Origin of the sequence: Sphingomonas floccifaciens, from assembly GCF_042681125.1 — a bacterium.
Taxonomy (GTDB): Bacteria; Pseudomonadota; Alphaproteobacteria; order Sphingomonadales; family Sphingomonadaceae; genus Sphingomonas; species Sphingomonas floccifaciens.
In genome coordinates this window covers 656668-683425 of the sequence record NZ_JBHUFC010000003.1, presented here as the reverse complement: position 1 = coordinate 683425, position 26758 = coordinate 656668, and the positions used below count along the sequence as shown (strand labels likewise).

Below are 26758 nucleotides of genomic sequence, written 5' to 3'. Positions count from 1 at the left end.
CTCATGATGCGTTTTCCGAAATACCCCCTCGCGCTCGCCCTGAGCGTTCTCTCGACGCCTGCCTTCGCGCAGGACGTGAAGGACCCGCCGCCACCGATCACCGTGTCGGGCAGCGTCGGCGTCGTCTCCGACTACCGCTTCCGCGGCGTGTCGCAGTCGGACAAGGAAGTCGCCGTGCAGGGCGGCATCACCATCGCGCATGACAGCGGCTTCTACGTCGGAACCTGGGGTTCGAACCTCGCCGGCTGGGGCACGTTCGGCGGCGCGAACCTCGAACTCGACGTGATCGCAGGCTACAAGGCACCGCTGGCCAACGGCACGCTCGACGTCGGCGTCACCTGGTACATGTATCCGGGCGGCGCGGACGAAACCGACTTCTTCGAACCCTATGCCAAGCTGAGCGGCACCGCGGGTCCGGCGACGTTGACCGCGTCGGTGTTCTACGCACCGAAGCAGCAGGCGCTGGGGCTCTACACCCGCTCGGCGACGCCGTTCGTCGCGGGGCCGGGCACGTCGGAGGACAATCTCTACCTCGCCGGCGACGCCGCGGTCGCGATCCCGACCAGCCCCATCACGCTGAAGGGCCATATCGGCTATTCGGACGGCAACCCGGGCCTCGGACCCAACGGCACCAGCGTCGCGCCGACGGGCAAATACTGGGACTGGTCGGTCGGTGCCGACGTCACCTGGAAGAACCTGACCTTCAACGTGTCCTACGTCGACACCGACATCTCGGCGCGCGAGGCGGCCTATCTCCAGCCGAACCTGGCGAAGACGACCGGCGGCTCGATCGTCGGCCCGACCGCGGTGATCGGGGTGACCGCAGCGTTCTGACGACTCGCGTCATCCCCGCGAAAGCGGGGATTCAGGGCCACGGGCGACATCGCCTGTGGCCTTGGATCCCGGGTCGAGCCCGGTATGACGGTTACTCTACCGAGAACGTCAGGCCGGCATTCGCCTTCAGCCGCGCGACCAGCGGTTCGGCCATCAATGCTCCGGGCGTCCAAATCCCGCCCTCGCCCGCCACATCCTTCACCAGGCAGATCGCCGTCTCCGCGATCATCTTCGACGTCGATCCATAGCCCGGATCGCGGTCGCCCGTGACGGTCGCGCGCAACCGTTCGCCCGACGGCATCTCCCCCAGGAAGGCGATTTCGTAATGGCCGCTCTCGCGCTCTTCCAGTGACGGCCCCTCACCCGGCGCCGGCCCCTTGTCGCCGCCCATCGGATTGAACTTGGCAATCGCCTCCGCCGCGGCCTTGCCGATCTCGCCCAGCCCCGGCGCGACCATCATCTCGTCATAGGTGAAGTCAGTGCCGTACGCGTGGGCGAGCAGCGCGTTGGTGCGGTGAACGTTCTTGGTGTTGATCGCCGCCATCACGAACGGCGCGGTCCAGGCGCCCAGCGCATCGTCATATTCGGGCATCAGTCCCTTGGGCTGCGATGGCCCGGAGAAGCCCGGCGTCAGCGCGAACGGATCGATCATCAGCTTGAAGATCGACGGGTCCTTCGCCGCCGCCGCCATCGTCGCCCTGGCACTGGCGAAGGTGCCGCCGGAGAACGTCCCCTTCATCGCGATCACGCGGCCCTTCACGCGGGGGAAGGATTTGCCGAACCGCGCGATCGCGGCCTGCTGCAATGTCCAGACGCCCAGGTCGAACGGGATCGAATCGAACCCGCCGCTGAAGACGATTCGCGCGCCGGTCAGCTTCGCCTGAGCTTCGTGCGCATCGATCATGTGCCGCATCCACGCCGGCTCGCCGCACAGGTCGACATAGGCCGTGCCCGACGCCGCGCATGCCGCGACCAGCGGCTCGCCGTAAAGCTGATACGGCCCGACCGTCGTCAGCACGACCATCGCCTGGTCGCACATCGCACGCAATGACGCGGGATCGTCGGCATTGGCGGTGATCAGCGGCACGTCGAGACCGAGATCGTCGCGCACCGCCTCCAATTTGGTCAGCGATCGCCCGGCCATCGCCCACCGCACGCCGTGATCGCGGCTGCCCAGATATTCGGCGACCAGCTTCCCCGTGAAGCCGGTCGCGCCGTACACGATGATGTCGAAGTCTCGCATGGTCCCTCTCCTTGTGTCCGGCAGCGTCGCCGATCCCCGGGTGGCGCGCAAGGCCGGGGCATCCTAGATGGACCCGACAGACCCACCCCCCGCCCCGTTCGGGCTGAGCCTGTCGAAGCCCTGTCTTTTCTTCCGCGCCGAAGAAGGGCAGCCCTTCGACAAGCTCAGGGCGAACGGCGGTTTTGCCGGAAGCCAGCCATGCCCCAATACGACTACGACCTCTTCGTCATCGGCGCCGGATCGGGCGGCACCCGCGCCGCGCGCGTGTCGGCGGCGCACGGCGCGCGGGTCGCGGTGGCGGAGGAATATCGCGTCGGCGGCACCTGCGTGATCCGCGGCTGCGTCCCTAAAAAGCTGCTCGTCTACGGCGCGCATTTCGCCGAGGATCTGAAGGACGCACAGCGCTTCGGCTGGAAGGTGCCCAACGACTGCGAATTCGACTGGAAATGCCTCCAAGAAAACGTCCTGTCGGAGGTCGACCGGATCAATGGCGCCTACACCAGCACGCTGCAAAGCCACGGCGTCGAGATCATCAACGAGCGCGCCGTGGTTACCGGCCCGAACAGCGTGAAGCTGGCCAGCGGACGCGAGATCACGGCCGAGCGCATATTGATCGCGGTCGGCGCGCGCCCGGCAGTGCCGTCCTGCCCGGGGCACGAGCATGGCATCACCTCGAACGAAGTGTTCCACCTCGACGCCATTCCCAAGCGCGTGCTGATCGCTGGCGCAGGCTATATCGCCAACGAATTCGCCGGGGTGCTGCATCAGTTCGGTGCCCACGTCACCCTCATCAACCGTACGGACGTGATTCTGCGCGGTTATGACGAGTCGATTCGTGACCGGCTGCTCCAGATCAGCCTGATGAAGGGCATCGAATTCCGCTTCAACGCCGAATTCCGTGGGATCGAGAAGCAGGCCGACGGCAGCCTGAAGGTCGAGATGACCGGCCATGATCCGCTGGAAGTCGACTGCGTGATCTTCGCGACCGGCCGCGTTCCCAACACCGACGGTTTGGGGCTTGAGACGGCCGGTGTCGAGTTGGACGACAAGGGCGCGATTCCGGTCGACGCCGACAACCAGTCGAGCTGCCCGTCGATCTATGCGGTCGGCGACGTCACCAACCGCGTCCAGCTGACGCCGGTCGCGATCCGCGAAGGCCAGGCGTTCGCCGACACCGTCTATGGCGGCAAGCCGACGCGGGTCGACTATAACTGCATCCCGGCCGCCGTGTTCAGCCATCCGCCGATGGCCGGCGTCGGGCTGACCGAGGCGGAGGCGAAGAACAAGCTGGGGACGGTCAAGGTCTACCTCAGCGACTTCCGCGCGATGAAGAACGTACTCGCCAATCGCAACGAACGCTGCTTGTACAAGATGGTGTGCGAAGCGGAGACCGACCGCGTGGTCGGCCTGCACATGATCGGGCCGGATGCGCCGGAGATTCTCCAGGCGGCGGCGGTCGCGGTGAAGGCCGGGCTGACCAAGCAGGCGTTCGACGAGACGGTGGCCTTGCATCCGAGCATGGCGGAGGAACTGGTGCTGATGCGTTGAGGCCAAGCGGCGTCGCGCCGGCATGGCCGGCGGACGGCCGCGGTGCGCAGCATGGCCTCACCCGGCCGGCGGGCGTAGCCCGACCGACGACGCGGCTTCGCCGCGGCGGAGCCGTGTGCCCCTACCCACTGTTCGCGCTGAGCTTGTCGAAGGGCGTGCCCCGAACACGTGCTTCGACTTCGCTCAGCACGAACGGTGGGTAGCGTCGTGGGGCAGCCCCCACTCCTCCCCCAACGAACATGACAAAACCAAAACCCGCCAGTCACGCCTTCGACACGTTTTCCCGCTATGTAATCTGTCCCATGACCCGGGAAACCATCGCCGAGACCTATGCCCGCGACGGCTATGTCGTCGTCCGCCGTGTGTTCACCCCCGCCGAGATCGCGCAAATTTCTGCCGCGATCGACCAGCTGTGGCAGGAGGGAACCGTCCTCGGGGCGAGCTGGCGGCACGGCAATCTGTTCTACAACGTCGCCCCCGGCCGCGATGGCGCGCCGAAGGTGCGGATGGCGCAGTGGCCGTCCTATCACCAGCCGGTGATGAACGCGGTGCGACTCGATCCGCGCTTCGCCCGGTTGCTCGGGACCCTGATCGGTGGCGACCTGAAGCAGATCATCAACCAGGTGCATTGGAAGGAGCCGCACGGGGCCGGCGACTTCGCGTGGCATCAGGATTCGCGCTTCCGCAAGCCGGATCATGTCTATCGCAACCTGGGCACCTCCTATGTGCAGACCGGTCTCGCGATCGATCCGCATACGCCGCAGTCGGGCTGTATGCGCTTCGTGCCGGGCAGCCACCGGCTCGGCAACGTCGACCTCGACGTCGACGCCGATGTGCTGGGCCGCGCGATGGACGACGCGGCGCTTGCGAAGATCGGCTATACCACCGCGGACGTGGTCGATCTGGTGCTGGAGCCGGGCGACGTGGCCTTCTGGAACCCGTATCTTGTCCACGCCTCCGGCCGGAACCGGGAGGGGCATATGCGCCGCCTGTACATCAACGGCTATGTCCGCGCCGCCGACTGCGACCGCGGCGAATGGGCGTTCCGCGACGGCCGGCCGGTACCGCTGGGGCCGGAGCCGGCGATCGTGCATTACGAGAACCTGCCGAAGGACCGCGACCCGCATTACGTGTGAAGGCGCCTTCTCTGCATTTGCGTTTGTCGTCCCCGCGAAGGCGGGGACCCATCTCCCGGATGAGCCCCGTGGCGAGCGCAAGAGATGGATTCCCGCCTTCGCGGGAATGACGATCGGGAGGGCGAAAGTCCTTGATTTCATGAGAGCGCTACGGCTTGAGCAGCCCATGCGCTTCTTCTCCGACAACGCCGCCCCGGTTCACCCGGCCGTCCTCGACGCGATGGTCGCGGCCAACGTCCTCGACACCGCTTATGACGGCGATCGCTGGTCGCAGCAGCTGGACGGTGCCTTCTCCGACCTGTTCGAGACGTCGGTCAAAGTATTGTGGGTACCGACCGGGACCGCGGCGAATTGCCTGGCGCTGACCGCGCTGTGCCCGCCCCATGGTGGCATCGTGTGCCACCGCGACGCGCATATCCAGGTCGACGAAGCCGGCGCGCCGGAATTCTACACCCACGGCGCCAAGCTGCTGCTGGCCGATGGCCCCGGCGCCAAGCTGACGCCGGATGCGATCCGCGCGGTCACCGATGCGATCCGCCCCGACGTGCATCAGGTCCAGCCGCATGCGGTGTCGATCACCAACGCGACCGAATATGGCCTGGCCTATACACCGGACGAGGTCGCCGCGATCGGCGACCTGGCGCGCGAGAAGGGCTGGGGCCTGCACATGGATGGCGCGCGCTTCGCCAACGCGGTCGCGCATCTCGGCTGTTCGCCGGCCGAGGTGACATGGCGGGCAGGCGTCGACGCGCTGTCGTTCGGCTGCGTCAAGAACGGCGGCATGTCGGCCGAGGCGCTGATATTCTTCCGCCCGGAACTTGCCGCGCCGATCCTCTACCGCCGCAAGCGTGCGGGGCTGCTGTTCTCCAAGGGCCGCTACCTCGCCGCGCAGTTGCTGGCGATGCTGGAGGGCGATCTCTGGCTGGAGAACGGCCACGCCGCGAACGCCGGTGCGCGGTTGCTGGCGGCAGCGGCGGGCGATCGGCTGGTCTATCCGGTCGAGGCGAACGAGGTGTTCCTGCGCGTGACCGCGGACGAGGCGGCGAGCCTGCGCGCGCTCGGCTTCGACTTCTACGACTGGGGCGTCGGCGAAGCGCGGCTGGTGATTTCGTGGAACCAGACCGAAGCCGAGATTGCGCCGCTGGCGAAAGCGATCGCCGCACTCTGAAGTCATCCCCCCTGCCTTTGCGAGCCATCTACGAAAGTCACGCATTCGCCCACAAGCCTTCGGTGTTCCCGCGCAGGCGGGAACCCAGGACGAAGCAATACAACAGATCGCTTTGCTCGCCGCTCTAGGCTCCCGCCTGCGCGGGAGCACCGACGGGCTTTTCGCAGAAGTCGCGCTTTCGCTGGTTAGAGCTTTGTGGCTAAAGCGCCGCCATGTCCGACGCCGACCGTCCGCAATCGACCCGCCTGTCGGTCCTCCTCCCCTTCGCGATCGTCACCGCGATCTGGGGGTCGACGTGGATCGTCATCACCGGTCAGCTGGGGGTCGTGCCGGCAAGCTGGTCGGTCACCTATCGCTTCATCGTGGCCGGGGTCGCGATGTTGGGCTGGGCGCTGTGGCGACGGGATTCGCTGCGGCTCGATGCGCGCGGCTGGGGCTTCGCGACGGCGCTGGGGACAGCGCAGTTCGTGCTGAATTTCAACTTCGTCTACCGGGCGGAAACCTTCATTACGTCGGGCCTGGTTGCGGTCGTCTTTGCGTTGATGCTGGTACCGAATGCGCTGCTGGGGCGGATATTCCTGGGGCAGAGGCTCGGGCGGCAGCTGTTGCTGGGGTCCGCCATCGCAATCGCCGGCGTCGCCTTGCTGTTCGTCCACGAACTGCGCGCCGATCCGAGCGGCGGGGCCAAGCTGTTCGCCGGGATCGGCTTCACGCTGGCGGGCGTGCTGTCGGCGTCGAGCGCGAATATCCTACAGGGAACGAAGACCGCCAAGCTCTATCCGATGGCGTCGATGCTGGGCATATCGATGCTGATCGGCGCGGTGCTCGATGCCGCCTATGCCTTTGCGACGGTGGGTCCGCCGGTGCTGGACCCGCGACCGATCTACTGGGCCGGCACCTTGTACCTCGGGCTCGCCGCTTCGGCGATCGCCTTCCCGCTCTACTACGGCGTCATCCGTGTGATCGGCCCGGCGAAGGCGGCCTATTCGGGTGTGCTCGTGCCCGTCATCGCGATGCTGCTCTCGACGCTGTTCGAGGGCTATCGCTGGTCGCTACTGGCGGGGAGCGGAGCGGCGCTGGCGATGGTCGGGCTGGTCGTGGCGCTGACCGCGCGCAGGCCCAACCGGTAATCCGCGAAGCGCGGGCGCCAGCCGAGCACCCGCCGTGCCTTGCCATTCGCCACCCGCCGGTTCTCGGCATAGAAGGCGCGCGCCATCGGCGACAGCTGGTCGAGCGACACCAGCGGCGGCGGCGGCGGCAGGCCGACCAGCCGCGCGGCATAGGTCATGACGTCGTCCTGGTTCGCCGGCCGGTCGTCGGACAGATTATACGCCCCCGCCGGGCCGTCGAAGCCCGCGATGACGCCCGTCGCGAGATCGGCGACGTGGATGCGGCTGAACACCTGATCGGGCAGTCCGGTCAGATGCGCCTTCCCCTCCCGAAGCCGATCGATCGGCGAGCGACCGGGGCCGTAGATACCGGGCAGGCGGAACACCCGCGCGCCCAGCGCCAGCCAGCGCGCGTCGGCAGCATTGCGGTTCGCGCGCCGTCCGCGGATCGGCGCGGCTTCGTCGACCCACGCCCCGCCCGCATCGCCATAGACGCCGGTCGACGACAGATACCCGAGCCATTTGCCCGCCAGCAGGTCGCCGTACCGGTCGAGCACCGGATCGCCTTCGTCGGGCGGGACCGACGACAGGACATGCGTCGAGGCCGCAAGCCCGGCGCGGACCGCAGCGGCATCGTCGAACGATATGTCACCCGCCCGCCCCGTCGCGATGACGACGCCGCCGCGGCTGCGCACCGCCGCGGCGACGTGGCTCGCGGCATAGCCCAGACCGAAGACGAACAGCCGCGTCATGCGTCTGTCAACACGCTGTCGATCCATTCGGGCACCAGCACGCTCGCCGGACCCATCCGGCTTTCGTGGAAGTGGATGCTGCCATCCGAGGGATCGAGGTTCAGTTCGATCGTATGCGCCCCGTGCCAGCGCGCGGTGCGGACGAACCCCGCCGCGGGATAGACCGCCCCCGATGTGCCGATCGACACGAACAGGTCGCACTGCGCCAGCGCCGCTTCGATCCGGTCCATATCGTAGGGCATTTCGCCGAAGAACACGATGTCCGGCCGCATCGCCTTTGCTCCGCAGGCGGCGCACGGCGTCGCCGGCGGCAAGGCATCGCTCCACGGCGTCCGCACGCCGCAAGCCGCGCACAACGCCGATCGCAGTTCACCATGCATGTGCAGCAGTCGCGTGGCCCCCGCCCGCTCGTGAAGATCATCGACGTTCTGCGTGACGATCAGCAGTTCGCCCGGCCACTCGGCATCCAGCCTGGCAAGCGCCCGGTGCGCGGCATTGGGCGCGACCCCCGCCAGGGCGGCGCGACGCAGGTCGTAGAAGCGATGGACGAGCGCCGGGTCGCGCTCCAGCGCCTCGGGCGTACAGACGTCCTCGACGCGGTGCCCTTCCCACAATCCACCCGGTCCGCGAAAGGTGGCGATCCCGCTCTCGGCAGAAATGCCGGCACCGGTCAGTACGACGATCGACTGCATTTTATCCATATCGGACCGAATACCGCATCGACCACAGCCTGGCGACCGTGCCCGCGTTACTCGTTTTGGTCAAAATAACCGCTCCGCATAAATCAATGATCAAAACGTTGGTGACACTATCGCCGATGTAGAGGGACCGGGGATAGCTTCATCAAGATGTTGATTCGCGTCGAAATCGAACGGCTTCGGCCAGGAGTGTTCGTCGATTCGTTCGACGGCTCTTGGTTGTCGAGCCCGTTCTGGCGGAAACGCTTTCTTATTCAGGACGCCGACGCGATCACGCGGTTGCGGGACGCCGACATCACGGAAGTGACGATCGATACGGCGCGCGGGCTCGGCCCGATCCCGTTGGCCGAGCCGACGCCGGTCGTTGCCGAGGACGACATTCTCGACGAACGGACGATCTCGCCGTCGCAAACGCCCGTCGCCGAGGCGGAGCCCGAGGCGGCCGCCCCCCGGCGTCGCGTCCGCGCGACCAAGGCGAGCGAGGTCGAACGTGCCGCCGAGGTCGTGGAACGCTCGAAGGAAGCCGTGACCGCAATGTTCAGCGAAGCGCGGATGGGGCAGGCGATCGACGTCGACGCGGTCGAACCTCTGGTCGACGAGATCGCGGCATCGGTCGCGCGCGACCCGTCGGCGATGGTCAAGGTCACCCGGCTGAAGACCAAGAACGAATATACCTATCTCCATTCGGTCGCGGTCTGCGCGCTGATGATCAATCTGGCGCGACACATCGGGCTGCCGCCGGAGGATCATCGCATGCTGGGCATGGCCGGCCTGCTGCACGACATCGGCAAGATGTCGATCCCCGAGGAGATCCTCGACAAGCCCGGCCGCCTGACCGAGGAAGAGGTCACGATCATCCGCGCCCACCCGGAACAGGGGCATGTGATGCTGGTCGACAGCCCCGGCGTGTCTCCGATCGCACTCGACGTGTGTTTGCATCATCACGAGCGGGTCGACGGCGGCGGCTATCCCTTCGGCCTCTCCGGCGACCAGCTCAGCCTGCACGCGCGCATGGGGGGTATCTGCGACGTCTATGACGCGGTGACGTCGAACCGGCCGTACAAGCGCGCATGGTCGGCGAACGACGCGCTTGCCCGGATGCTCGAATGGGAGGGCCATTTCGACGAGGAATTGCTCTACGCCTTCATCGCCAGCATCGGCATCCAGCCGACCGGGGGGCTGGTACGTCTGGCATCGAACCGGCTGGGAATCGTGATCGAGGGCAATCACGACGAGCCGACGGCGCCGAAGGTCCGCGCCTTCTACGACATTCCGACGCAGCGGTTCGTCCCGCAACAGGACATCGACACCGCCGTCGCGCGCCTGTCGGATCGTATCCTGCGATCCGAAGACGGCGGTTACTGGTTCGGTCAGAATTGGGAAACCGTGCGTGATGCTGTCAACCGCGGCGAAATGCCGCAGACTTCGCACGACCCAGCCAGACCCTATGCCGCGACACCGCGCCAGACTCTTGCCACGCGGATCAGGGCCGCGGGGGGGAGCCGGTGAGCATGGGAAGCAATGCCCTGCAGGCGCCACGCCGCAGCCGCCTCGCCACCTGGTTCGGTGGGCAGCAGGCCGATGATCCGCGCGCCACTGCCGCATCGGCCCAGGCCCCCGATACCCGCGCGATCGTCGAGCGGCAGCTGTACGACGACATCGGCGACTTTCTGGTTCGCCATCGCCTCTCGCCGATGCCCATCCATTTCGAGATCGCGCATGCCTATCTGACCGGCGCCGATCCGATGATCGCCGGCGCCATCGGCAAGATGCTGGCCGAAGAGGAAGGGTTGAGCGCCCAGCGCATCAGCGATCTGATCGCCGAACTGCGTCCGGTCGAATCGGTGCCACAGGCGCTGGCACAGCTGGCCGATCAGCTGGAGGAACGGCTGAACGAGTGCATCGCGGCCAATGATCGGTCGCATGTTTCGGCGCGCGATTACGGCGATGCCCTGGACGATGCCCAGGCGCGGCTGGAAACCGATCCGGTCGGGACGCTCGAACATATCGCAGGGCTGACGCGCGCGGTCGTCTCGACGACGCGCCTTGTCGAAACCGAACTGAAGCAGACGCGCCGGGCGACCGAGCAATTGCGCTCGGACCTGGACCGTGCGCGCGCCGCGGCGGAACGCGATCACCTGACCGGACTGCCCAACCGTCGCGGGTTCGAGCGTCGTCTGGCCGAACTGATGAACGCGCCCGATGCCGATCGTCGCCGACTGGTCGTGGCGCTGGTCGACATTGACGATTTCAAGCGCGTCAACGACGTCCACGGCCATCCGGCGGGCGACCGGGTGCTGAAGTTCGTCGGCAATTTCCTGGCGAGCGAACTCGGTCCCGACATCTGCGTCGCGCGGTACGGCGGTGAGGAATTCGCGGTGCTGACGAACGGGCGCAGCACGCACGACGCGGTCATGCTGCTCGACGAAGTGCGCGAGCGGCTGGGCGAACGCAGATTGGTCAACCAGGAAACCAGTGAGCCGATCGGGTGCGTCACCTTCTCCGCCGGTGCAGCCGCGCTGACCGATGACATCGCACGCGCGATGGCGGCGGCTGATGCCGCGCTTTACAAGGTAAAGCGTACCGGCAAGAACGCAGTCAACATGGCGTCGGCAAGCTGACGGGTCAGGCGAACGGCGTCTCGGCCGGCCGGCCGACCGCATAGGCGCGACTGGGCGCGTCGATCGGAAAGCCCCGCGCGACGGCCTTGCGGATTTCGCGCCGGACGTGCTCCAGCGTCGCCGCGGTGGTCGCGGCGGCGGTCGAGGTCTTCAGGAACTCCTGCGATACCATCAACCCGCTGCGGACCCGAACCATCGACCCGCCGGGCCGGATCAGCCGCCCCACGCGTCGCCGCACCGTCGTCTCGGCGAGGCCGAGCGCCCGCGCGATGACGCTGGGGCGCACGGCGTGGCGTTCGCACATCGGCAGGCCGATCGCCTGCGGGTCGCAGGCATGGCGCCGGACGTTGGCGCACAATGTCGTCGAAAACAGCGCGAGGTCCAGCCAATCGCCGTGCAGCCCACGATTGGTCTCGACGGTCGCCAGCAACGTATCGACCGCACCGCTGACCCCGACCGAGATGTGATAGGGCGGGAGCGGTTCGGGGGCGGGTGCCGCGGCATCCTTGTCCGCAAAATCCTCGACGAACCGCACGAACGCATCGTTCGACAGCTTCACGACCGCGTCCACATCGGGTCGGTCGATCAACCCCGGCGCAGCCGTCACGCCGCCGCGCACGCGCACGCAATATCCGGCGTCGATCAGCGCGTTGACGTGCCGGCGCACGGTCTCGAACGACCGGTTGAGGGAGATCGACAGCGAATGCGCCGAAATGGGGCGCGCATCGCCGCGTGGCGACAGGCCTTCACGCACCACCAGCGAGAAGATGACGAACCGGTCCATGTCGCCATCGAACAACCGCAGGCCGGCGGCGTTGATCGTCACCTGCATCTCCGCCAGCAACCGCGTCAGGCGGCGGACGGGCACCGTATCTGTCAGAACGACCTTGGAAAGATATGGCATCGCTCAGCTTTTGCAGTCCTTGTCCGAACCGTCCAATCCGATGACGGCCTTGATCGTGGTTTTTGCCCGAAATGAGTAATATGCGTAATATTATGTCCTGATCATCCGCAACGCGCGCAAAGGGCTGGGCCGCTACGCCGCCATGTGCCAAGGCCTGCGTCCATGACAGCGATCGGAATCTACGGCAGTCTCGGACGGATGGGGCAGGCGATCGTCGGGGAGCTTTCAGCCCTCGGCGCGCGCCACGCGGGCGGCGCGGATTCGCGGGACGATCCGGCGCCACTTGCGCAGGCGGCGGACGTATTGGTCGACTTTTCGGCCCCCTCGGCGCTTCCCGCCCATCTGGCCGCGGCCCGCGCAGCCGGTACGCCGATCGTCATCGGCACGACCGGGCTGACGTCGGAGCATCATGCGCTGATCGATGCCGCTGCCGCGGATATCGCGGTGCTCCAGACCGGCAATACCTCGCTCGGCGTGACGCTGCTCGCGCAACTGGTCCGCGAGGCCGCCGCGCGGCTCGATGCCGATTGGGACATCGAGATCGTCGAGATGCATCACCGGCACAAGGTCGATGCGCCGTCCGGGACCGCCCTGCTGCTGGGCGCGGCGGCGGCCGACGGGCGCGGGACGACGCTGGCGGATGTCAGCGTGTACGACCGCGCCGGGGTGACCAGCGCACGCAGCGAAGGCACGATCGGCTTCGCCTCGCTGCGCGGCGGGTCTGTGATCGGCGACCATAGCGTGATCATGGCAAGCGAGGGTGAGCGGATCGAACTGGTCCACCGCGCCGACAGCCGCGCGATCTTCGCGCGCGGCGCGGTCCGCGCCGCCCTGTGGCTCGCGACGCAACCACCGGGCCGCTACGCGATGGCGGAGGTGCTCGGGCTTTGAAGAAGGCCGACGTCGTCACCTTCTTCCACCGCCTCGCGGAGCATGATCCGCATCCGGTGACCGAGCTCGAATATTCGAACCCCTTCACCCTGCTCGTCGCGGTCGCGCTGTCGGCGCAGATGACCGACGCCGGCGTCAACAAGGCGACCCGCGGCCTGTTCGCCGTCGCCGACACGCCAGAGAAGATGGTCGCACTCGGCCTTGACGAGATCCGCCACTATGTTCGCACGATCAACTTCAACAACACCAAGGCGAAGAACGTCCTCGCGCTGAGCGAAGCGCTGGTGCGCGATCACGACGGCGTCGTCCCCGACGATCGCGCCGCGTTGGAAGCGTTGCCGGGCGTCGGGCGCAAGACGGCCAATGTCGTGCTCAACACCGCCTTCGGGCACGAGACGTTCGCGGTCGACACGCATATCTTCCGCGTGTGCAACCGCACCAAGCTTGCTCCCGGAAAAGATGTGGTCGTCGTCGAGACGAAGCTCGACCGCGTCGTCCCGCAGCCGTTCCGCCTGCACGCGCACCACTGGCTGATCCTGCACGGCCGCTACACCTGCAAGGCGCGACGCCCCGAATGCTGGCGATGCATCGTCGCCGACCTCTGCGCGTTCAAGCCGAAGACGCCGGCGCCCAAGCCGGTCGCCGCTGCCGGAGAGTCGTGATGATCCGCCCCGCCCTCATCGCCCTGTTGCTCGCCGCCGCGCCCGCACTCGCCCGCGACGACGTCGTACCGGCGGCGACGCCGAACGGTGCGCCGGTCAGCTGCATCTCGACCGTCGGCCTGCGCAGTCAGGTCCGCAGCGATTCCGTCATCGACTTCACGGCGGGCAGTCGCACCTATCGGAACACGCTGCCGCAATCCTGCCCCGGCCTCGGCTTCGACCGCCGCTTCGCCTATTCGCTGACGACGCCGCGTCTGTGCGACGTCGACATCATCACCGTGTTGCAGGACCCCGGCCTGTCGCCCGGCGCGAGTTGCGGGCTGGGGAAATTCCAGCCCGTCACCCTCGCCCGCCGCGTGCGTTAGATCAGAACGACGTCGACAGCTGCGCGAACCAGTTGCGCGGCCGCGCGAAGATGCGCTCCGCATAGCCAAGCGTCGCCAGCGACGCGTTGCCCTGGATGAGGTAGCGCGAATCCAGGATATTGTTGACGCCCGCGCTCAGTTCGATCCGGTTGGCGAAGCGAATGCCGACCGACGCGTTTCCGACGAAATAGCCATTCTCCTCAATCAGCGGGATGCTGCCGGTGATGAAGGTGATCTTCGATTGGTACGTTCCGTCGACGCGCGGCGTCAGCGTCGTGCCGCCGCCGAGTTCGATCTTGTACGACAGGCCGAAGTTCGCCTGAAGATCAGGCGTGAACGGCAGGTCGTCGCTGGGCGTCACGGTCGCGGTCGCTCCGGGGATGGGCGTGATGCTCTTGATCTTGTCCTTCAGCACGCTGAGCCCGCCGTCGAAGATCAGGCCCCAGGGTGCGCGATAGCTCGCCTCCGCCTCGAACCCGCGGATGCGCGCTTCGCCGGCGTTGAAGAGGAGCGGCACGACGCCCTGGCGGAAGATCAGCTGGATGTCCTGATACTGCGCCTCGAACGCGGCGAGGTTCAGGCGCAGGCGGCCGATGTTGGTCTTGATGCCGGCTTCATAGCTGGTGACGCTTTCGTCCGAGAAGGGCACCGGCAGGTTGTTCGAGGTCGCCGCATTGTAGCGCGTGTTGAACCCGCCCGATTTGAAGCTCTTGGCATAGGACGCATAGGTGCTGATCGCGTCGTTCCAGCGATACTGGATGCTGCCCGATCCGGTCAGCGCCGCGAAGTCGCGCTGGAACGGCCGCGGGAAGATGAACAGCGGCCCGCCCTGCGACGTCGCCAGCGTCGGCAACGGGTTCGGGTCGGGCTGGGTCGCGGGGAACAGGTTGAGCACCGTCCCCTGATAATATTTGCGGTCCGAGGTGTAGCGCAGGCCACCGCTCAGTTCGAGCCGCGCGGTCGGCGACCAGCTGACTTCGCCGAACACCGCGACCGAATTGGTCTTCAGGCGCGACACCTGAAGATCGCGGCTGCCGGGGCCACCTGCGAGCAGCGAGGAAATGACCGGCGGCGACGGTGGGAAGGCGAGGAAGACCGTCGCGCGCTCGTCGGTCGCTTCGTTGAAATAATAGCCGCCGAGGATGCCGTTGACCTTGCCGAAGTCGAGCTGAAGCTGGACTTCCTGGCTGAACTGGTTCGACTTCGATCCGACGTCGGTGGTTATGAGGGTCAGCGGCGTATTGTCGGCGTCACGGATGCCGCGCGAGCTCGTCTCGCGATAGGCGGTGATCAGCTTGACCAGCGCCTGGTCGGTCAGGCGGATGTTGGCGGTGCCGGCAGCGCCCCACACTTCCGACATGCTCATGACTGGCGCGTTGCCGCCGTTCACGAAGTCGCCGCGGGCCTGAAGATCGTTGGCGCAGCGGATGTCGGCGATCAGCGGCACGTTGGGCGCGCCGAAGCGACGGTCGCCCGGCACGATCGGCGAGAAGGGGATGGTCGCGCCCGGGCAGCCGGCGGCAACGCTGGCGATGGCGGCGACCGGGGCCTGTTCGTTGACGCCCGCCAGCACGAACGGCGCACCGTTTTCGTCGCGGCGAGAATAGTCGGCGCGCAGGAACAGATCGAACGCGCTCGACGGCTCCCACTTCAGCGCGCCGTTCAGCGAATAGCCGTTCTCGTTACCCAGATCCTTGCCGTCGACCGCGCGGATGACATAGCCGTCGCGCTTGCGGAAGCCGCCCGAAATGCGCGCCGCAAGCGTGTCGCCGAGCGGGATATTGAGCGCCGTGAAACCCTCGCGCAGATTATAGTCGCCGATGCGCAGGCGGCTGCGGCCGCTCCACGTGCCGAGTTCGGGCTGGCGGGTGCGGACCAGGATCGCGCCACCGATGGTGTTGCGCCCAAACAACGTGCCCTGCGGCCCGCGCAGCACTTCGACGCCGTCGATGTCGCCGAAGTCGATCGCCCCGCCCACCGCACGGCCGAGGTAGACTTCGTCGAGATAGATGCCGACGCCCGGATCGACCGCCGCGGTCGGATCGACCTGACCGACGCCGCGGATGAAGACGACCGCGGAGGCGGTATTGCCCGACAGCTGGCCGGCGGGCTTGAATTGTAGGCTGGGGGTGATGCGCTCCAGATCCGATGTCTGGACGATCTGGCGCTGCTCCAGGATCTCGGCGCTGAATGCGGAGATCGCGACCGGCGTATCCTGCAGGCTTTCCTCGCGGCGGCGTGCGGTGACGATGATGTCCTGCGGGTCGGCTTCGGTCGCCGACTGGGCCTGCGCCGACCCGTCCTGCGCCTGCGCGATACCGGGCACCGCGGCGATCGCCAGGGCACCGATGGCGGCGTTGCAACCCAGCACGGCACGCATCGTAGAACGAAGACCAGTCATCGCATCCTCCCGTTTCGGGGCGGCTCAGCGGCGCCCCATTTGTCCCGAATGCTACGCCCGGATATGTTATTGTCAATAACAGTAATGACGCGAAGCTAAACACAGGCATTTGACGCATTCGGCAAAACGTGGCTTCCGCTTGTTATGACGGAAACCCATTCTCTGGTCGGCGCGCTCAATCCCCTGGTCGGCTATCATCTGCGTCGTGCGTCGGCGGTGTTCGCGGCGGACTTCGCCGCGGCGGTCGAGGGCACGGGGATGCGACAGGTGCTGATCGGCATCCTGGCCGTCGTCGCTGCCAGTCCCGGCATCAATCAGGGCGCGGTGGGCCGCATCCTGGGCATCAAGCGCGCCAATATGGTGTCGCTGATCAACGAGCTGATCGACGCCGGCATGATCGTGCGCGAAACCGACCCGACCGACCGACGCGCCTTCACGCTGACTCTGTCACCCGCGGGCACGGCAATGCTCGACGACTGCACGCGGCGGATCGAAGCGCATGAGGACCAGTTGCTTGCCGGCTTCTCCGCGGCGGAAAAGGCGATGCTGCTCGACCTGCTCGGCCGCATCGAGAAACGCGCCGCGCCAACGGATTAGCTACCCGCCCCCTTCCCCCGTTCGCCCTGAGCGAAGTCGAAGGGCGTGCCTATAGGACAGAAGCTTCGACTTCGTTCAGCACGAACGGGATGCGGGATCAGCCTTCCGCCAGGATCAGCGCATCGAGAGCGACCACACCCTCCCCGCGCGGATAGACGACCACCGGGTTCAGATCGACCTCGCGGATCGACGGCGTTCCGGCCAGCACGCGGCCGAGGTTCGCGATGAGATCCGCCACCGCCGCCACGTCGAGCGCGGGCGAGCCGCGATAGCCATCGAGCAGCGCCCCCTGCTTCAGCGCGCGGAGTTCGGCGACGATGGCGTCCTTCGTCAGGTCGATCGGTAACAGGCGGACGTCGTGAAGCAGCTCCGCGGTCACCCCGCCGAAGCCGACCAGGATCACCGGCCCCCAATCGGGATCGTTGCGCGCGCCGACGATCAGTTCGACCCCGCGCTTCCCCATCGCCTCGACCTGCGCACCGTCGAGCACGATCGATCCGTCATAGGCGGCGACATTGCCGTACAGCCGCTCCCACGCCGCCTCCAGCGCCGCGTCGTCGGCGATGTTCAGGATGACGCCACCCGCGTCACTCTTGTGGCTGAGCGCCGCGGCTTGCGCCTTGATCGCAACCGGATAGCCGATACGCGCGGCGACCACCTTGGCCTCATCTACCGTCGCGGCGAACCCGCCCGCCGGGAACGGGATACCGACCGGCGCCAGCAGTTGCTTGGCGCGATATTCGGGGATCACGCCCGGCGGCAGGTCGAGCGTGACAGGCTCCGCCTCGGCGCGCGCAAAGTCGCGTTCGGCCCGACGCAGCAGATGCCGCAGCGCGCGGAAGGCGCGGTCGGGCGACGGGAAATAGGTCACGCCGATCGCCCGCAGGCCATCGATATACTCGGCCGGCACGGGCGCCCCGTCGTCGAGGCCGGCGAAGATCACCGGCTTGGTCGGAGCGAGCGCCGTCACCGCATCGATGATGTACGGGAATTTGCGCGCCGCGGTCGCCGGGTCGGTCTGGATGATCCCGAACACCAGCGCGGCATAGGCATCGTCCGCCAGCAGCGGGATCAGCGTGCGACGGTAGAGGTCGGGGTCGACCAGCGCCTGCGCGGTCAGGTCCATCGGGTTGGACACGGGGATGAAATCGGGGATCGCCGCGCGCATCGCCGCCACGGTGTCGCCCGACATCGCCGGCAGGTCGAGGCCGATGCTCTCGGCCAGATCGAGCGTCAGCGCCTTGAACGCGCCGCTTTCGGTCAGCACGGCGGTGCCGCCGCGCTTGACCGGCTGGCTGCGCACGGCCAGTTCGACGACATCGCCCAACGCCTCCAGGCTGTCGACCAGGATGACGCCCGCGCGTTCGACCTTGGCGCGCATCAACTGCCAGTCGCCCGCCATCGCGCCGGTATGCGTTGCGGCGGATTCGCGCGCCGCACTCGACGTGCCGGGGTGGAGCAGGACGATGTGCTTGCCCGCCGCCCGCGCCCGTTCGGCCAGCGCCAGGAAGCGCGCGGGCTTGCGGAACTGCTCCACGATCATAGCGATCGCGGGGGTGGCAGGGTCGTCGATCAGGTGTTCGACATAATCCTCGACGCCCGACGCCGCCTCGTTGCCGGTCGACACCGACACGGTGATGCCAAGTCCCTTGGCCATCAGCGTGGTGCCGAGCACCACCGCCATCGCGCCCGACTGGCTGACGATGCCAACCGCAGGCTTGCCGGCGAGATCCAGCACCGGCGCCTCGACGAAGGTCAGCGGCACGCCCGCGGCATAGTTGACGAGGCCCAGGCAGTTCGGCCCCTCGACGATCATGCCGTGTTCCGCCGCGATCCGCGCGACTTCGGCCTGCGCGGCCAACCCCTCCTCACCGCCCTCTGCGAAGCCCGCCGAGAAGATGATCGCCGCGCCGACGCCCCGCTTGGCCAGCGCCTGCACCGCACCGAGCACCGCGGGACCGGGGATCGCCAGTACCGCCGCATCGACACCGTCGGGCAGGTCGTCGATCGACTTCAAGCACGGCCGGCCGTCGATCTCGTCCCGCTTGGGATTGATGAGGTGGATCGCGCCAGCATAGCCATGGCGTTCGAGATTGCGCAGCACGGAATTGCCCAGCGCGCCGGGGGTGGGCGACGCGCCGACGATGACGACCGAGCGGGGGGTGAGGAGGCGGGAAAGGTCGGGCATTACATATCTTTCGATCCTCCCCGGCACGGGGAGGTGGCAGCGCGAAGCGCTGACGGAGGGGGCGTGCCTCATCGGACGTGGCCCGCGGATAGCCCCCTCCACCATGCTTCGCATGGTCCCCCTCCCCGTTCCGGGGAGGATTTGCGCGGCTTACGCCTTCACCTTGTCCTTGTCATACGCGCCCAGCCCGGGCTTGTAGCTCTTCTCGTCGATGAACTGCCGGATGCCTTCCTTGCGGCCTTCGTTGTCAAACGAATTCGCCGCTTCCTGCGCGCGGACCAGATAGTCCTCGGCATCGTCGTAGCTCATCACACCGACGCGCTTCATCGCATCCTTGGTCGCTTTCAGCGCGACCGGGTTCTTGGCGAGCAGCACCTTGGCGACCTCGGTCACCCGGTCCTTCAGCGTCGCGAGCGGATGCGCCTCGTTAACCAGACCCCATTCGACCGCGGTCTTGCCGTCGATATTCTCGCCCATCATCGCGTGGTACATCGCCTTGCGGAACGGCATCAGTTCCTGTGCCACCTTAGTCGCGCCACCGCCGGGCAGGATGCCCCAGTTGATCTCGCTGAGCCCGAACTTCGCTTCCTCCGCCGCGAACGCCAGGTCGCAGGCGAACAGCGGGCCGTAGCCGCCGCCGAAGCACCAGCCGTTGACCATCGCGATCGTCGGCTTCTGATACCAGCGCAGGCGCCGCCACCAGCCATAGCTCTCGCGCTGCGCCTTGCGCGTGCCGGCCAGGCCCGTCGCTTCGGTCTCGCGGAAATATTCCTTCAGATCCATGCCCGCGGTCCACGCCGGCCCTTCGCCCGACAGGACGAGCACGCCGACGTCGTCGCGGAATTCCAGCGCGTCGAGCACTTCCATCATATCGCGGTTGAGCGTCGGGCTCATCGCGTTGCGCTTTTCCGCACGGTTGAAGCGGACCCAGGCGATGCGGTCCTCGACGTCATAGGCGACGACGCCGTTGCTGCTATATTCGGTCATGGCTTACCCTTTGCTGGCGCGCGTCAGTCGACGGCGAAGATTTCAATGAGGACGTGGTCGGGCATGCGGATGCCGCGGCCGACGAAGGTCTTTTCGCGCAGCCACTGGTGCTTGCCCGGCGGCGGATCGAACACAGGCGAACTGCGGAAATAATAGGCGGACGGATCAACCCGTTCTCCGCGGGCGATGCGATCGGTGACGTCCTGACTGGCGACGCGGACGCCCGGATTGTGGATGCCGATGACGGTACCGTCGGCGGCCTTCAGGAAATAGCGCGCCTCGACCCGGGTGAAGCCGCCCGGATAGATGGTCTGCCAGTCCCCGCCGCCGGACAGCACCGTGCCGGTCAGGCGCGGGCCGGTAATGCTGCCGCCGGTGATCGGGATGAACCGCCGCCGCCCGCCGTCGATCTCCCCCTGCTCGACCGGCGGGGCGATCTCGACCCGCACGGTGAAGACAGGCGTCAGTTTCGGCGCGACCGGCGCCGGAGCAGCGACCGCCGCGGCACCGGCGACGATCAGGGAAAGGATCGCCATCGCGCCCGCCTCAGATCGGATAATGACCGGGCTGGGTCTCGATCGTGACCCAGCGCAGCTCGGTGAAGGCGTCGATCCCGGCCTTGCCGCCGAACCGGCCATAGCCCGATGCCTTGACGCCACCGAACGGCATCTGCGCCTCGTCATGCACGGTCGGCCCGTTGACGTGGCAGATGCCCGACTTGATCTTCTTGGCGACGCCCAGGCCCCGCGCGGTGTCGCGGGTAAAGACCGACGCTGACAGGCCGTATTCGGTGTCGTTGGCGAGTTCGATCGCATGGGCCTCGTCGCGGGCCCGGACGATGCCGACGACGGGCCCGAAGCTTTCGTCGCGGAACAGCTTCATCTCCGGCGTCACCTTGTCGATGACGTGCGCGGGCATCAGCACGCCGTTCGCGTCGCCGCCGTTGACCTGCACTGCGCCCGCCCCGACCGCATCGGCGATCAGCGATTTGACATGATCGACCGTCTTCTGATCGACGACGGCCCCCAGCGGCGTCTTGCCTTCGCGCGGGTCGCCGACCGGCATCGTGCCGACCTTCGCCACGAACTTCTCGACGAAAGCATCGGCGACGGCATCGACGACGATGATCCGCTCGGTCGACATGCAGATCTGGCCCTGGTTCATGAACGCGCCGAACGCCGCGGCCTTCACGGCTTCGTCCAGATCGGCGTCCTCCAGCACGATCAGCGGCGCCTTGCCGCCCAGTTCGAGCAGCACGGGCTTCAGATGCTCGGCCGCACGCTTGGCGATGATCTTGCCGACCGCGGTCGATCCGGTGAAGTTGATGCGGCGCACATGCGGGTTGTCGATCAGCGCGCCGACGACCTCGCCCGCATCCTGCGGCGCGTTGGTGACGATCGACACGGCGCCAGCGGGCAGCGCTTCGACAAAGGCCTCCGCGATCAGGCTGTGCGTGCGCGGACATTGTTCGCTCGCCTTCAAAACGACCGTATTGCCGCACGCCAGCGGCACCGCGACCGCGCGGACGCCCAGGATGATCGGCGCATTCCACGGCGCGATGCCCAGCATCACGCCGACCGGCTCGCGCAGCGCCATCGCGATGCAGCCGGGCTTGTCGGACGGGATCACTTCGCCGCCGATCTGCGTCGTCAGTGCCGCGGCTTCGCGCACCATGCCGACCGCCAGCATCAGGTTGAAGCGCGCCCAACCCTCGGTCGCGCCAATCTCACCCATCATCGCATCGACGAACTGGTCGGCCTTGGCGGCAAGCGCATCGGCAGCCTTGGTCAACGCGGCGCGGCGAGCGTTGGGGCCGAGCGCGGACCACGCCGGAAAGGCGGCGGCAGCAGCCTCGACCGCGGCATTCGCCTCTGCCGGGCCGAACGCGGCGGCGGTCGTCGCGACCTCCCCCGTCACCGGGTTGATGCGATCGAATGTGTTGCCGGACGCCATCGGGCCGCTCTCCTAATTTGTTATGTGTTATAGCCTAAATCGAGTTGTGCAGATCGTCAATCGGCCAATTGCGCGGCAGGTCGCCTGCGCATCATCACGAGGGCGGCTGCCGCCACGAGCGAACCGATCCCCATCAGCACCGCGACGGTCTGAAGCCCGTAGCCCGCCGCGAACAGGAAGCCCGCGACCGCCGGGGCGAGCGCCGATCCGCCGCGCCCGACGCCGATGACGAAGCCGGTCGCGGTGGCGCGAACGCCGGTCGGGAAGCTCTGGGCAATCAGGGCATAGAGGCCGACGACACCCGCATTGGTCGCGAAGCCGGCGCAGGCGGCGACGATCGACAGGCCGGTCAGGTCGCTCTGTGCGCGGCCGAACACGATGATCAGCGCGGTCGACAGCAGCATCGCCGTGATCGTCAGCGGCAGCAGGCGGATACGCCCGGTCAACAGCCCCAGGATCAGCGACCCCGTCGCCCCGCCGATGCTCGCCCACACCAGCACGCCCGCGGCCTGCGGCGGCGGGAAGCCCATGTCGACGACGATCTTCGGGATCCATTTCAGGATGAAGTAGAAGGTCATGATGTGCGCGAGGTAGGCGAGCGTCAGCAGCACCGTGGTGCGCAACAGCGCGGGCGAGAATAGCGTGATGAGCGGCGCCTTGCCTGCCACCGCCTGCGGCTCTGGATCGGGCAGCGCTTCGACCGGGGCATGACCCATCCGGCGCAGCGTCGCGTTGATCCGCTCCAGCGCGCCGGCGGGACGCTTGTGCATCAGGAAGGCGACCGACTCGGGCGCCCGCCACAGCACCAGCGGCACGAACAAAGCGCTGCAGATCGCGCCGAACACGAACACCGCCCGCCAATCATAGTGCGCGAGCAGCACGGCGGAGACGGAGCCGCCGACGATCGTCCCGACCGGATAGCCTGCCGCCATCAGCACGACGGCCAGCGAGCGGTGCTTCGCATTCGCCGCCTCCGCCACCGCGGCATTGGTCGATGCCAGCATGCCTCCGATGCCCAGCCCGGTCAGCACGCGCCAGATCGACAGGGTGTAGACGTCATGCGCGGTCGCCGCGCCCAGCATACCCACGGTCATCATGCCCAGGCAGCCGAGGATCGTCGTCCGCCGCCCGATCCGGTCGGCGACGCCGCCCAGCAACAGCGAGCCGATCGCCATGCCGATCAATTCCATCGACAGCACAATGCCCAGCGCCGCGCGGTCGATTCCCCAATCCTTGGCGATGCCCGGCGAAGCGAAACTGATCGAGAGGACGTCGAATCCGTCGAGCGCGTTCAGCCCGACCATCGTCGCGACGATGCCCCATTGGAACCGCGACATCGGCTCGCGGTCGATCACTGCACGCGGATCCTGGGCCACCGACACCTCTCGACTTTATTGTTATGAGACTGAACATATACCCGGATCGGACCAGACGGCAACCGGCCATTGCGTGCGCTGGCATGCCTCCCTACAGCCGTATGCAACACGTACGATCCATCCTGGAGTGACCCGATGCCCACGCCACCGTTCCGCGCCGATCACGTCGGCAGCTTCCTGCGACCCAAGTCGCTGATCGACGCGCGCGCGGCGTATCGCGCCGGCAGCATCGACGCCGCCGCCCTCCGCACGGTCGAGGACGACGCGATCCGCGACGTGGTCCGCTTCCAGGAAGATCTCGGCCTGCAATCGATCACCGACGGCGAGTTTCGCCGCACCTATTTCCACACCGACTTCCTGCTCCAGCTGGACGGCGTCGACGAGGCCGGCGGCACGCAGGTGAAGTTCCACCAGCACGGCGGCAAGGAGCTGGAATATGCACCGCCGGTCATGAAGATCAGCGGCAAGATCGCGCATGCCCGCGACATCCAGCGCGCGGATTATGAATTCCTCGCCTCCTGCACTTCGCGCACGCCGAAGGTGACGATTCCGTCGCCGACGATGCTGCACTTCCGCGGCGGACGCGACGCGATCGATGCCGCGGCCTATCCGAACCTCGAAGATTTCTACGCCGATCTGGCCGCCGCCTATCGCGCGGAGATCGCGAGCCTGGCGGACGCCGGGTGCCGTTATCTCCAACTCGACGACACCAACCTCGCCTATCTCTGCGACGACACCCAGCGCGAGAATGCACGCAAGCGCGGCATGGACCCCGACGAACTGCCGAGGCTCTATGCGCGCCTGATCAACGAATCGATCCGCGACCGGCCGGACGACATGATCGTCTGCGTCCACCTGTGCCGCGGCAACTTCCGTTCGTCCTGGGCGGCCGAGGGTGGGTACGAGCCCGTCGCCGAAGTGCTGTTCAACGAACTGAACATCGACGGCTATTTCCTGGAATATGACGATCCCCGCTCGGGCGACTTCGCGCCGCTGCGCTTCCTGCCGAAAGGCAAGACGGTCGTGCTGGGCCTGGTCACCACCAAGCTCGGCGAGATGGAGAGCGCCGACGACGTGAAGCGCCGCATCGACGAAGCCGCACAGTTCGCGCCGCTCGACCAGCTGGCGCTGTCGCCGCAGTGCGGCTTCTCGTCGACCGTCCACGGCAACGACATCCAGGTCGAGCAGCAGGCGGCGAAGATGCGGCTGGTGATCGACGTGGCGCGGGACGTGTGGGGCGACGCGTAAGAGATTTGATTCACGCAAAGGCGCGAAGGCGCAAAGAAGATGTGAAACCGCGCGTCAGCGCTTAGAAATCTTCTCTTCGCGCCTTTGCGCCTTTGCGTGAAAATCAAACTTCTTCCGGCCAGTACAGCCGCATCGGGTTGTCGACCAACAGCTTGCGCTGCAACTCCGCCGTCGCTGCGATCTCGGGGATCACATCGACCAGCGCCCCATCGTCCGGCAACACCGTCTCCATGTTCGGATGCGGCCAGTCGGTTCCCCACAGCACGCGGTCGGGATAGGCCTCGACCAGCGGCCGAACGGCGCGGACGAAATCGGCATAGGGCGGCCCGGCGGGATCGAGCCGGTCGGGACACGTCACCTTCGTCCAGATATCGTCCCGGCTGTCGAGCAGCGCGCGGAAAGCGGTCATGTCCGCGCCGTCCGGCCCCTGGCGCACGTCGGGGCGACCCATGTGGTCGATGACGACCGGCACCGGAATGGCGTCGAGGAACGGCCGCATCTCGTCGAGGATATCCGCTTCGAAATAGACGACGACGTGCCAGCCGAGCCGCTGGATGCGCCGCGCGACGTCGAGGAACTTGTCCTTGGGCGCATCGTCGACCAGCCGCTTGAGGAAGTTGAATCGCACGCCGCGAATGCCGCCGGAGTGCAGCGCGTCCAGTTCGTCGTCGGAAATCGCCGGATCGACCACCGCGACACCGCGGCACGTGCCCTCCGACACTGCGATGGCGTGGAGCGTCGCACGATTGTCGGTGCCGTGGCAGCTCGCCTGGACAATGACGTTGCGGCTGAACCCCAGATGCCGGCGCAGTGCGAACAGCGCGTCCGGGCCAGCGTCCTGCGGCAGATATTTCGCCTTGGCGCTGAACGGGAACTCCGCCTGCGGACCGAACACATGACAATGCGCGTCGACCGCGCCCGGCGGCGGGGTGAAGCGGGGGCGCGAGAGTTCCAGCGTCCAGCTGCGGATCCGGCCGTCGGCATCTTTCATGCGAAAATCTCCCCATCCATCAGCTTGCGCGCGGTGCGCAGCATGCCGGCCTCGACCGGCTGGCCGTCATCGTCGAGCGTCACGACGCATTCGGTGACGCCGGTCGGATGCTCGACGCCGAGCGTGAGGTGCTTGCCCTCCGGCACCACCGCCACCGCGGCGGCCGGTGAGCCCTCGATCAGACACGCCGTCGCGACGCTGACCGCACCAAGTACCCCGATCGAGGCATGGACACGGTGCGGGATCAGCGAGCGCACAGCGATCGCGCCACCGTCCTGCGGCGCGGCAACCAGCATCATCTTCGGCACCGATTTTTCCGCGACGTCGCCCAGATTCATCAGTGGCCCAGCCTGAAGGCGGATCGCCTCGACCTTCGCCTTCATCGCGTCGTTCGCGTCGAGCGTGTCACGATCCTCGTAACCGGAAATGCCGACGTCGCTCGCAGCGATGACGACGCAGGGCATGCCGTTGTCAATCAGCGTGCACGCGACCCCGTCGATCGTGTCGACGCCGTTCCCGGTCGGCAGCAGCGCGCCGCACGACGAGCCTGCGGTGTCGCGGAACGCCAGCGGGATCGGCGCCGCCGTCCCCGGCACGCCGCTGATCGCCGCATCGCCGGCATAGGTCACGGTGCCGCTCGGCGTCTGCACGGTGGCAACGGCGACCTGGCCCGTATTCTCCATGAAGATCGCGACCCGCGTCTCGCCGTCCTGCGCGGCTACGAGACCACGCTCGATCGCGAACGGGCCGACACCGGCGAGGATGTTGCCGCAATTCTGCGCGTCGGTGACGATCGCCTGATCGACGAAGACCTGGAGGAAGAGATAGTCGACATCGACGCCCTCGCGCTTTGACCGAGTGACGACCGCGACCTTGCTGGTCAGCGGGTCCGCGCCGCCCATGCCGTCGATCTGGCGCGGATCGGGCGAGCCCATGACACGCAGCAGGAACGAGTCGCGGGCGGCAGGGTCGGCGGGGAGGTCGTCGCGGAGGAAGTAGCCGCCCTTCGAGGAACCGCCCCGCATCCACATGCAGCGGGTCATATGATCCTCCCCTGCAAGGGGAGGTGGCAGCGCGTAGCGCTGA

At 67.1% G+C, this 26758-nt stretch carries 24 protein-coding genes; 12 read left to right on the top strand and 12 right to left on the bottom strand.

Translation table 11 applies throughout. The features are described 5' to 3' along the window. Positions 1-6: 6 nt before the first annotated feature. On the top strand, positions 7-834 hold the full coding sequence (locus ACFSC3_RS10280) for a TorF family putative porin (RefSeq protein ID WP_380940906.1): 828 nt from the start codon (positions 7-9) through the stop codon (positions 832-834). 91 nt (positions 835-925) lie between these two features. Here ACFSC3_RS10280 and ACFSC3_RS10275 read toward each other — a convergent pair whose 3' ends face one another. Then, entirely contained in the window at positions 926-2077 is a 1152-nt protein-coding gene (locus ACFSC3_RS10275) for a saccharopine dehydrogenase family protein (RefSeq protein WP_380940311.1), read from the bottom strand. A 198-nt stretch (positions 2078-2275) separates the two neighbouring features. Between ACFSC3_RS10275 and gorA the strand changes: the two genes are divergently transcribed. The 4 genes from gorA (at position 2276) to ACFSC3_RS10255 (ending at position 7059) form a co-directional block, all read left to right on the top strand. Beyond that, a complete protein-coding gene (gene gorA, locus ACFSC3_RS10270; RefSeq protein WP_380940310.1) occupies positions 2276-3625 on the top strand; it encodes a glutathione-disulfide reductase in 1350 nt (449 codons plus the stop codon). A gap of 302 nt (positions 3626-3927) precedes the next feature. Then, positions 3928-4761 (top strand): phytanoyl-CoA dioxygenase family protein, encoded by an 834-nt coding sequence (locus ACFSC3_RS10265; RefSeq protein ID WP_380940309.1) that lies wholly within the window; start codon positions 3928-3930, stop codon positions 4759-4761. 166 nt (positions 4762-4927) lie between these two features. Continuing rightward, entirely contained in the window at positions 4928-5929 is a 1002-nt protein-coding gene (locus ACFSC3_RS10260) for a threonine aldolase family protein (protein WP_380940308.1), read from the top strand. Between the two features lie 212 nt (positions 5930-6141). Next, entirely contained in the window at positions 6142-7059 is a 918-nt protein-coding gene (locus tag ACFSC3_RS10255; protein ID WP_380940307.1) for a DMT family transporter, read from the top strand. On the opposite strand, the gene ACFSC3_RS10250 is transcribed toward ACFSC3_RS10255, so the two are convergent. Both ACFSC3_RS10250 and ACFSC3_RS10245 read right to left on the bottom strand, forming a co-directional pair. Beyond that, positions 6969-7790, bottom strand: a complete 822-nt coding sequence (locus ACFSC3_RS10250; RefSeq protein ID WP_380940306.1) for a Rossmann-fold NAD(P)-binding domain-containing protein — start codon at positions 7788-7790, stop codon at positions 6969-6971. The two genes, ACFSC3_RS10255 and ACFSC3_RS10250, sit on opposite strands and share 91 nt — an antisense overlap. Further along, positions 7787-8491, bottom strand: a complete 705-nt coding sequence (locus ACFSC3_RS10245) for an NAD-dependent deacylase (RefSeq protein ID WP_380940305.1) — start codon at positions 8489-8491, stop codon at positions 7787-7789. The genes ACFSC3_RS10250 and ACFSC3_RS10245 overlap by 4 nt, the downstream gene beginning before the upstream one ends. A gap of 147 nt (positions 8492-8638) precedes the next feature. Between ACFSC3_RS10245 and ACFSC3_RS10240 the strand changes: the two genes are divergently transcribed. Then, positions 8639-9997: an HD-GYP domain-containing protein gene (locus ACFSC3_RS10240; RefSeq protein WP_380940304.1), complete on the top strand. Its 1359-nt coding sequence runs from the start codon at positions 8639-8641 to the stop codon at positions 9995-9997. Positions 9998-9999: 2 nt separating this feature from the next. Continuing rightward, the gene (locus tag ACFSC3_RS10235; RefSeq protein WP_380940303.1) at positions 10000-11109 is read left to right on the top strand and encodes a GGDEF domain-containing protein; all 1110 of its coding nucleotides are present in this window, start codon (positions 10000-10002) and stop codon (positions 11107-11109) included. Between the two features lie 4 nt (positions 11110-11113). Here ACFSC3_RS10235 and ACFSC3_RS10230 read toward each other — a convergent pair whose 3' ends face one another. Then, on the bottom strand, positions 11114-12013 hold the full coding sequence (locus ACFSC3_RS10230) for a DeoR/GlpR family DNA-binding transcription regulator (protein WP_380940302.1): 900 nt from the start codon (positions 12011-12013) through the stop codon (positions 11114-11116). 162 nt (positions 12014-12175) lie between these two features. Between ACFSC3_RS10230 and dapB the strand changes: the two genes are divergently transcribed. From dapB to ACFSC3_RS10215, 3 genes are read left to right on the top strand one after another with little or no spacing between them, the layout of a single operon-like run. Further along, positions 12176-12904 (top strand): 4-hydroxy-tetrahydrodipicolinate reductase, encoded by a 729-nt coding sequence (gene dapB, locus ACFSC3_RS10225; RefSeq protein WP_380940301.1) that lies wholly within the window; start codon positions 12176-12178, stop codon positions 12902-12904. Further along, positions 12901-13566 carry an endonuclease III gene (nth, locus tag ACFSC3_RS10220; RefSeq protein WP_380940300.1) on the top strand — a complete coding sequence of 222 codons (666 nt, stop codon included), beginning with the start codon at positions 12901-12903 and terminating at the stop codon, positions 13564-13566. The genes dapB and nth overlap by 4 nt, the downstream gene beginning before the upstream one ends. Continuing rightward, positions 13566-13931: a hypothetical protein gene (locus tag ACFSC3_RS10215; RefSeq protein ID WP_380940299.1), complete on the top strand. Its 366-nt coding sequence runs from the start codon at positions 13566-13568 to the stop codon at positions 13929-13931. The genes nth and ACFSC3_RS10215 overlap by 1 nt, the downstream gene beginning before the upstream one ends. Position 13932: 1 nt before the next feature. Here ACFSC3_RS10215 and ACFSC3_RS10210 read toward each other — a convergent pair whose 3' ends face one another. Next, on the bottom strand, positions 13933-16332 hold the full coding sequence (locus ACFSC3_RS10210; RefSeq protein ID WP_380940298.1) for a TonB-dependent receptor: 2400 nt from the start codon (positions 16330-16332) through the stop codon (positions 13933-13935). A 144-nt stretch (positions 16333-16476) separates the two neighbouring features. Here ACFSC3_RS10210 and ACFSC3_RS10205 point away from each other — a divergent pair, with 144 nt between their 5' ends. Then, a complete protein-coding gene (locus tag ACFSC3_RS10205) occupies positions 16477-16929 on the top strand; it encodes a MarR family winged helix-turn-helix transcriptional regulator (protein ID WP_380940297.1) in 453 nt (150 codons plus the stop codon). Between the two features lie 97 nt (positions 16930-17026). Here ACFSC3_RS10205 and ACFSC3_RS10200 read toward each other — a convergent pair whose 3' ends face one another. The 5 genes from ACFSC3_RS10200 to ACFSC3_RS10180 form a co-directional block, all read right to left on the bottom strand. Continuing rightward, entirely contained in the window at positions 17027-19117 is a 2091-nt protein-coding gene (locus tag ACFSC3_RS10200; RefSeq protein ID WP_380940296.1) for an acetate--CoA ligase family protein, read from the bottom strand. Between the two features lie 150 nt (positions 19118-19267). Then, on the bottom strand, positions 19268-20104 hold the full coding sequence (locus tag ACFSC3_RS10195; RefSeq protein WP_380940295.1) for a p-hydroxycinnamoyl CoA hydratase/lyase: 837 nt from the start codon (positions 20102-20104) through the stop codon (positions 19268-19270). 23 nt (positions 20105-20127) lie between these two features. Continuing rightward, positions 20128-20640: a DUF3237 domain-containing protein gene (locus tag ACFSC3_RS10190; protein WP_380940294.1), complete on the bottom strand. Its 513-nt coding sequence runs from the start codon at positions 20638-20640 to the stop codon at positions 20128-20130. A 10-nt stretch (positions 20641-20650) separates the two neighbouring features. Then, positions 20651-22057 carry an aldehyde dehydrogenase gene (locus tag ACFSC3_RS10185; protein WP_380940293.1) on the bottom strand — a complete coding sequence of 469 codons (1407 nt, stop codon included), beginning with the start codon at positions 22055-22057 and terminating at the stop codon, positions 20651-20653. 56 nt (positions 22058-22113) lie between these two features. Then, positions 22114-23433 (bottom strand): MFS transporter, encoded by a 1320-nt coding sequence (locus ACFSC3_RS10180; protein WP_380940292.1) that lies wholly within the window; start codon positions 23431-23433, stop codon positions 22114-22116. Between the two features lie 135 nt (positions 23434-23568). Between ACFSC3_RS10180 and ACFSC3_RS10175 the strand changes: the two genes are divergently transcribed. After that, positions 23569-24681 carry a 5-methyltetrahydropteroyltriglutamate--homocysteine S-methyltransferase gene (locus ACFSC3_RS10175; RefSeq protein WP_380940291.1) on the top strand — a complete coding sequence of 371 codons (1113 nt, stop codon included), beginning with the start codon at positions 23569-23571 and terminating at the stop codon, positions 24679-24681. Positions 24682-24784: 103 nt separating this feature from the next. Here ACFSC3_RS10175 and ACFSC3_RS10170 read toward each other — a convergent pair whose 3' ends face one another. Together ACFSC3_RS10170 and ACFSC3_RS10165 are read right to left on the bottom strand one after the other, a co-directional pair. Further along, on the bottom strand, positions 24785-25672 hold the full coding sequence (locus ACFSC3_RS10170) for an amidohydrolase family protein (RefSeq protein ID WP_380940290.1): 888 nt from the start codon (positions 25670-25672) through the stop codon (positions 24785-24787). After that, the gene (locus tag ACFSC3_RS10165; RefSeq protein WP_380940289.1) at positions 25669-26715 is read right to left on the bottom strand and encodes a 4-oxalomesaconate tautomerase; all 1047 of its coding nucleotides are present in this window, start codon (positions 26713-26715) and stop codon (positions 25669-25671) included. Before ACFSC3_RS10165 ends, ACFSC3_RS10170 begins: the two co-directional genes overlap by 4 nt. Positions 26716-26758 lie beyond the last annotated feature (43 nt).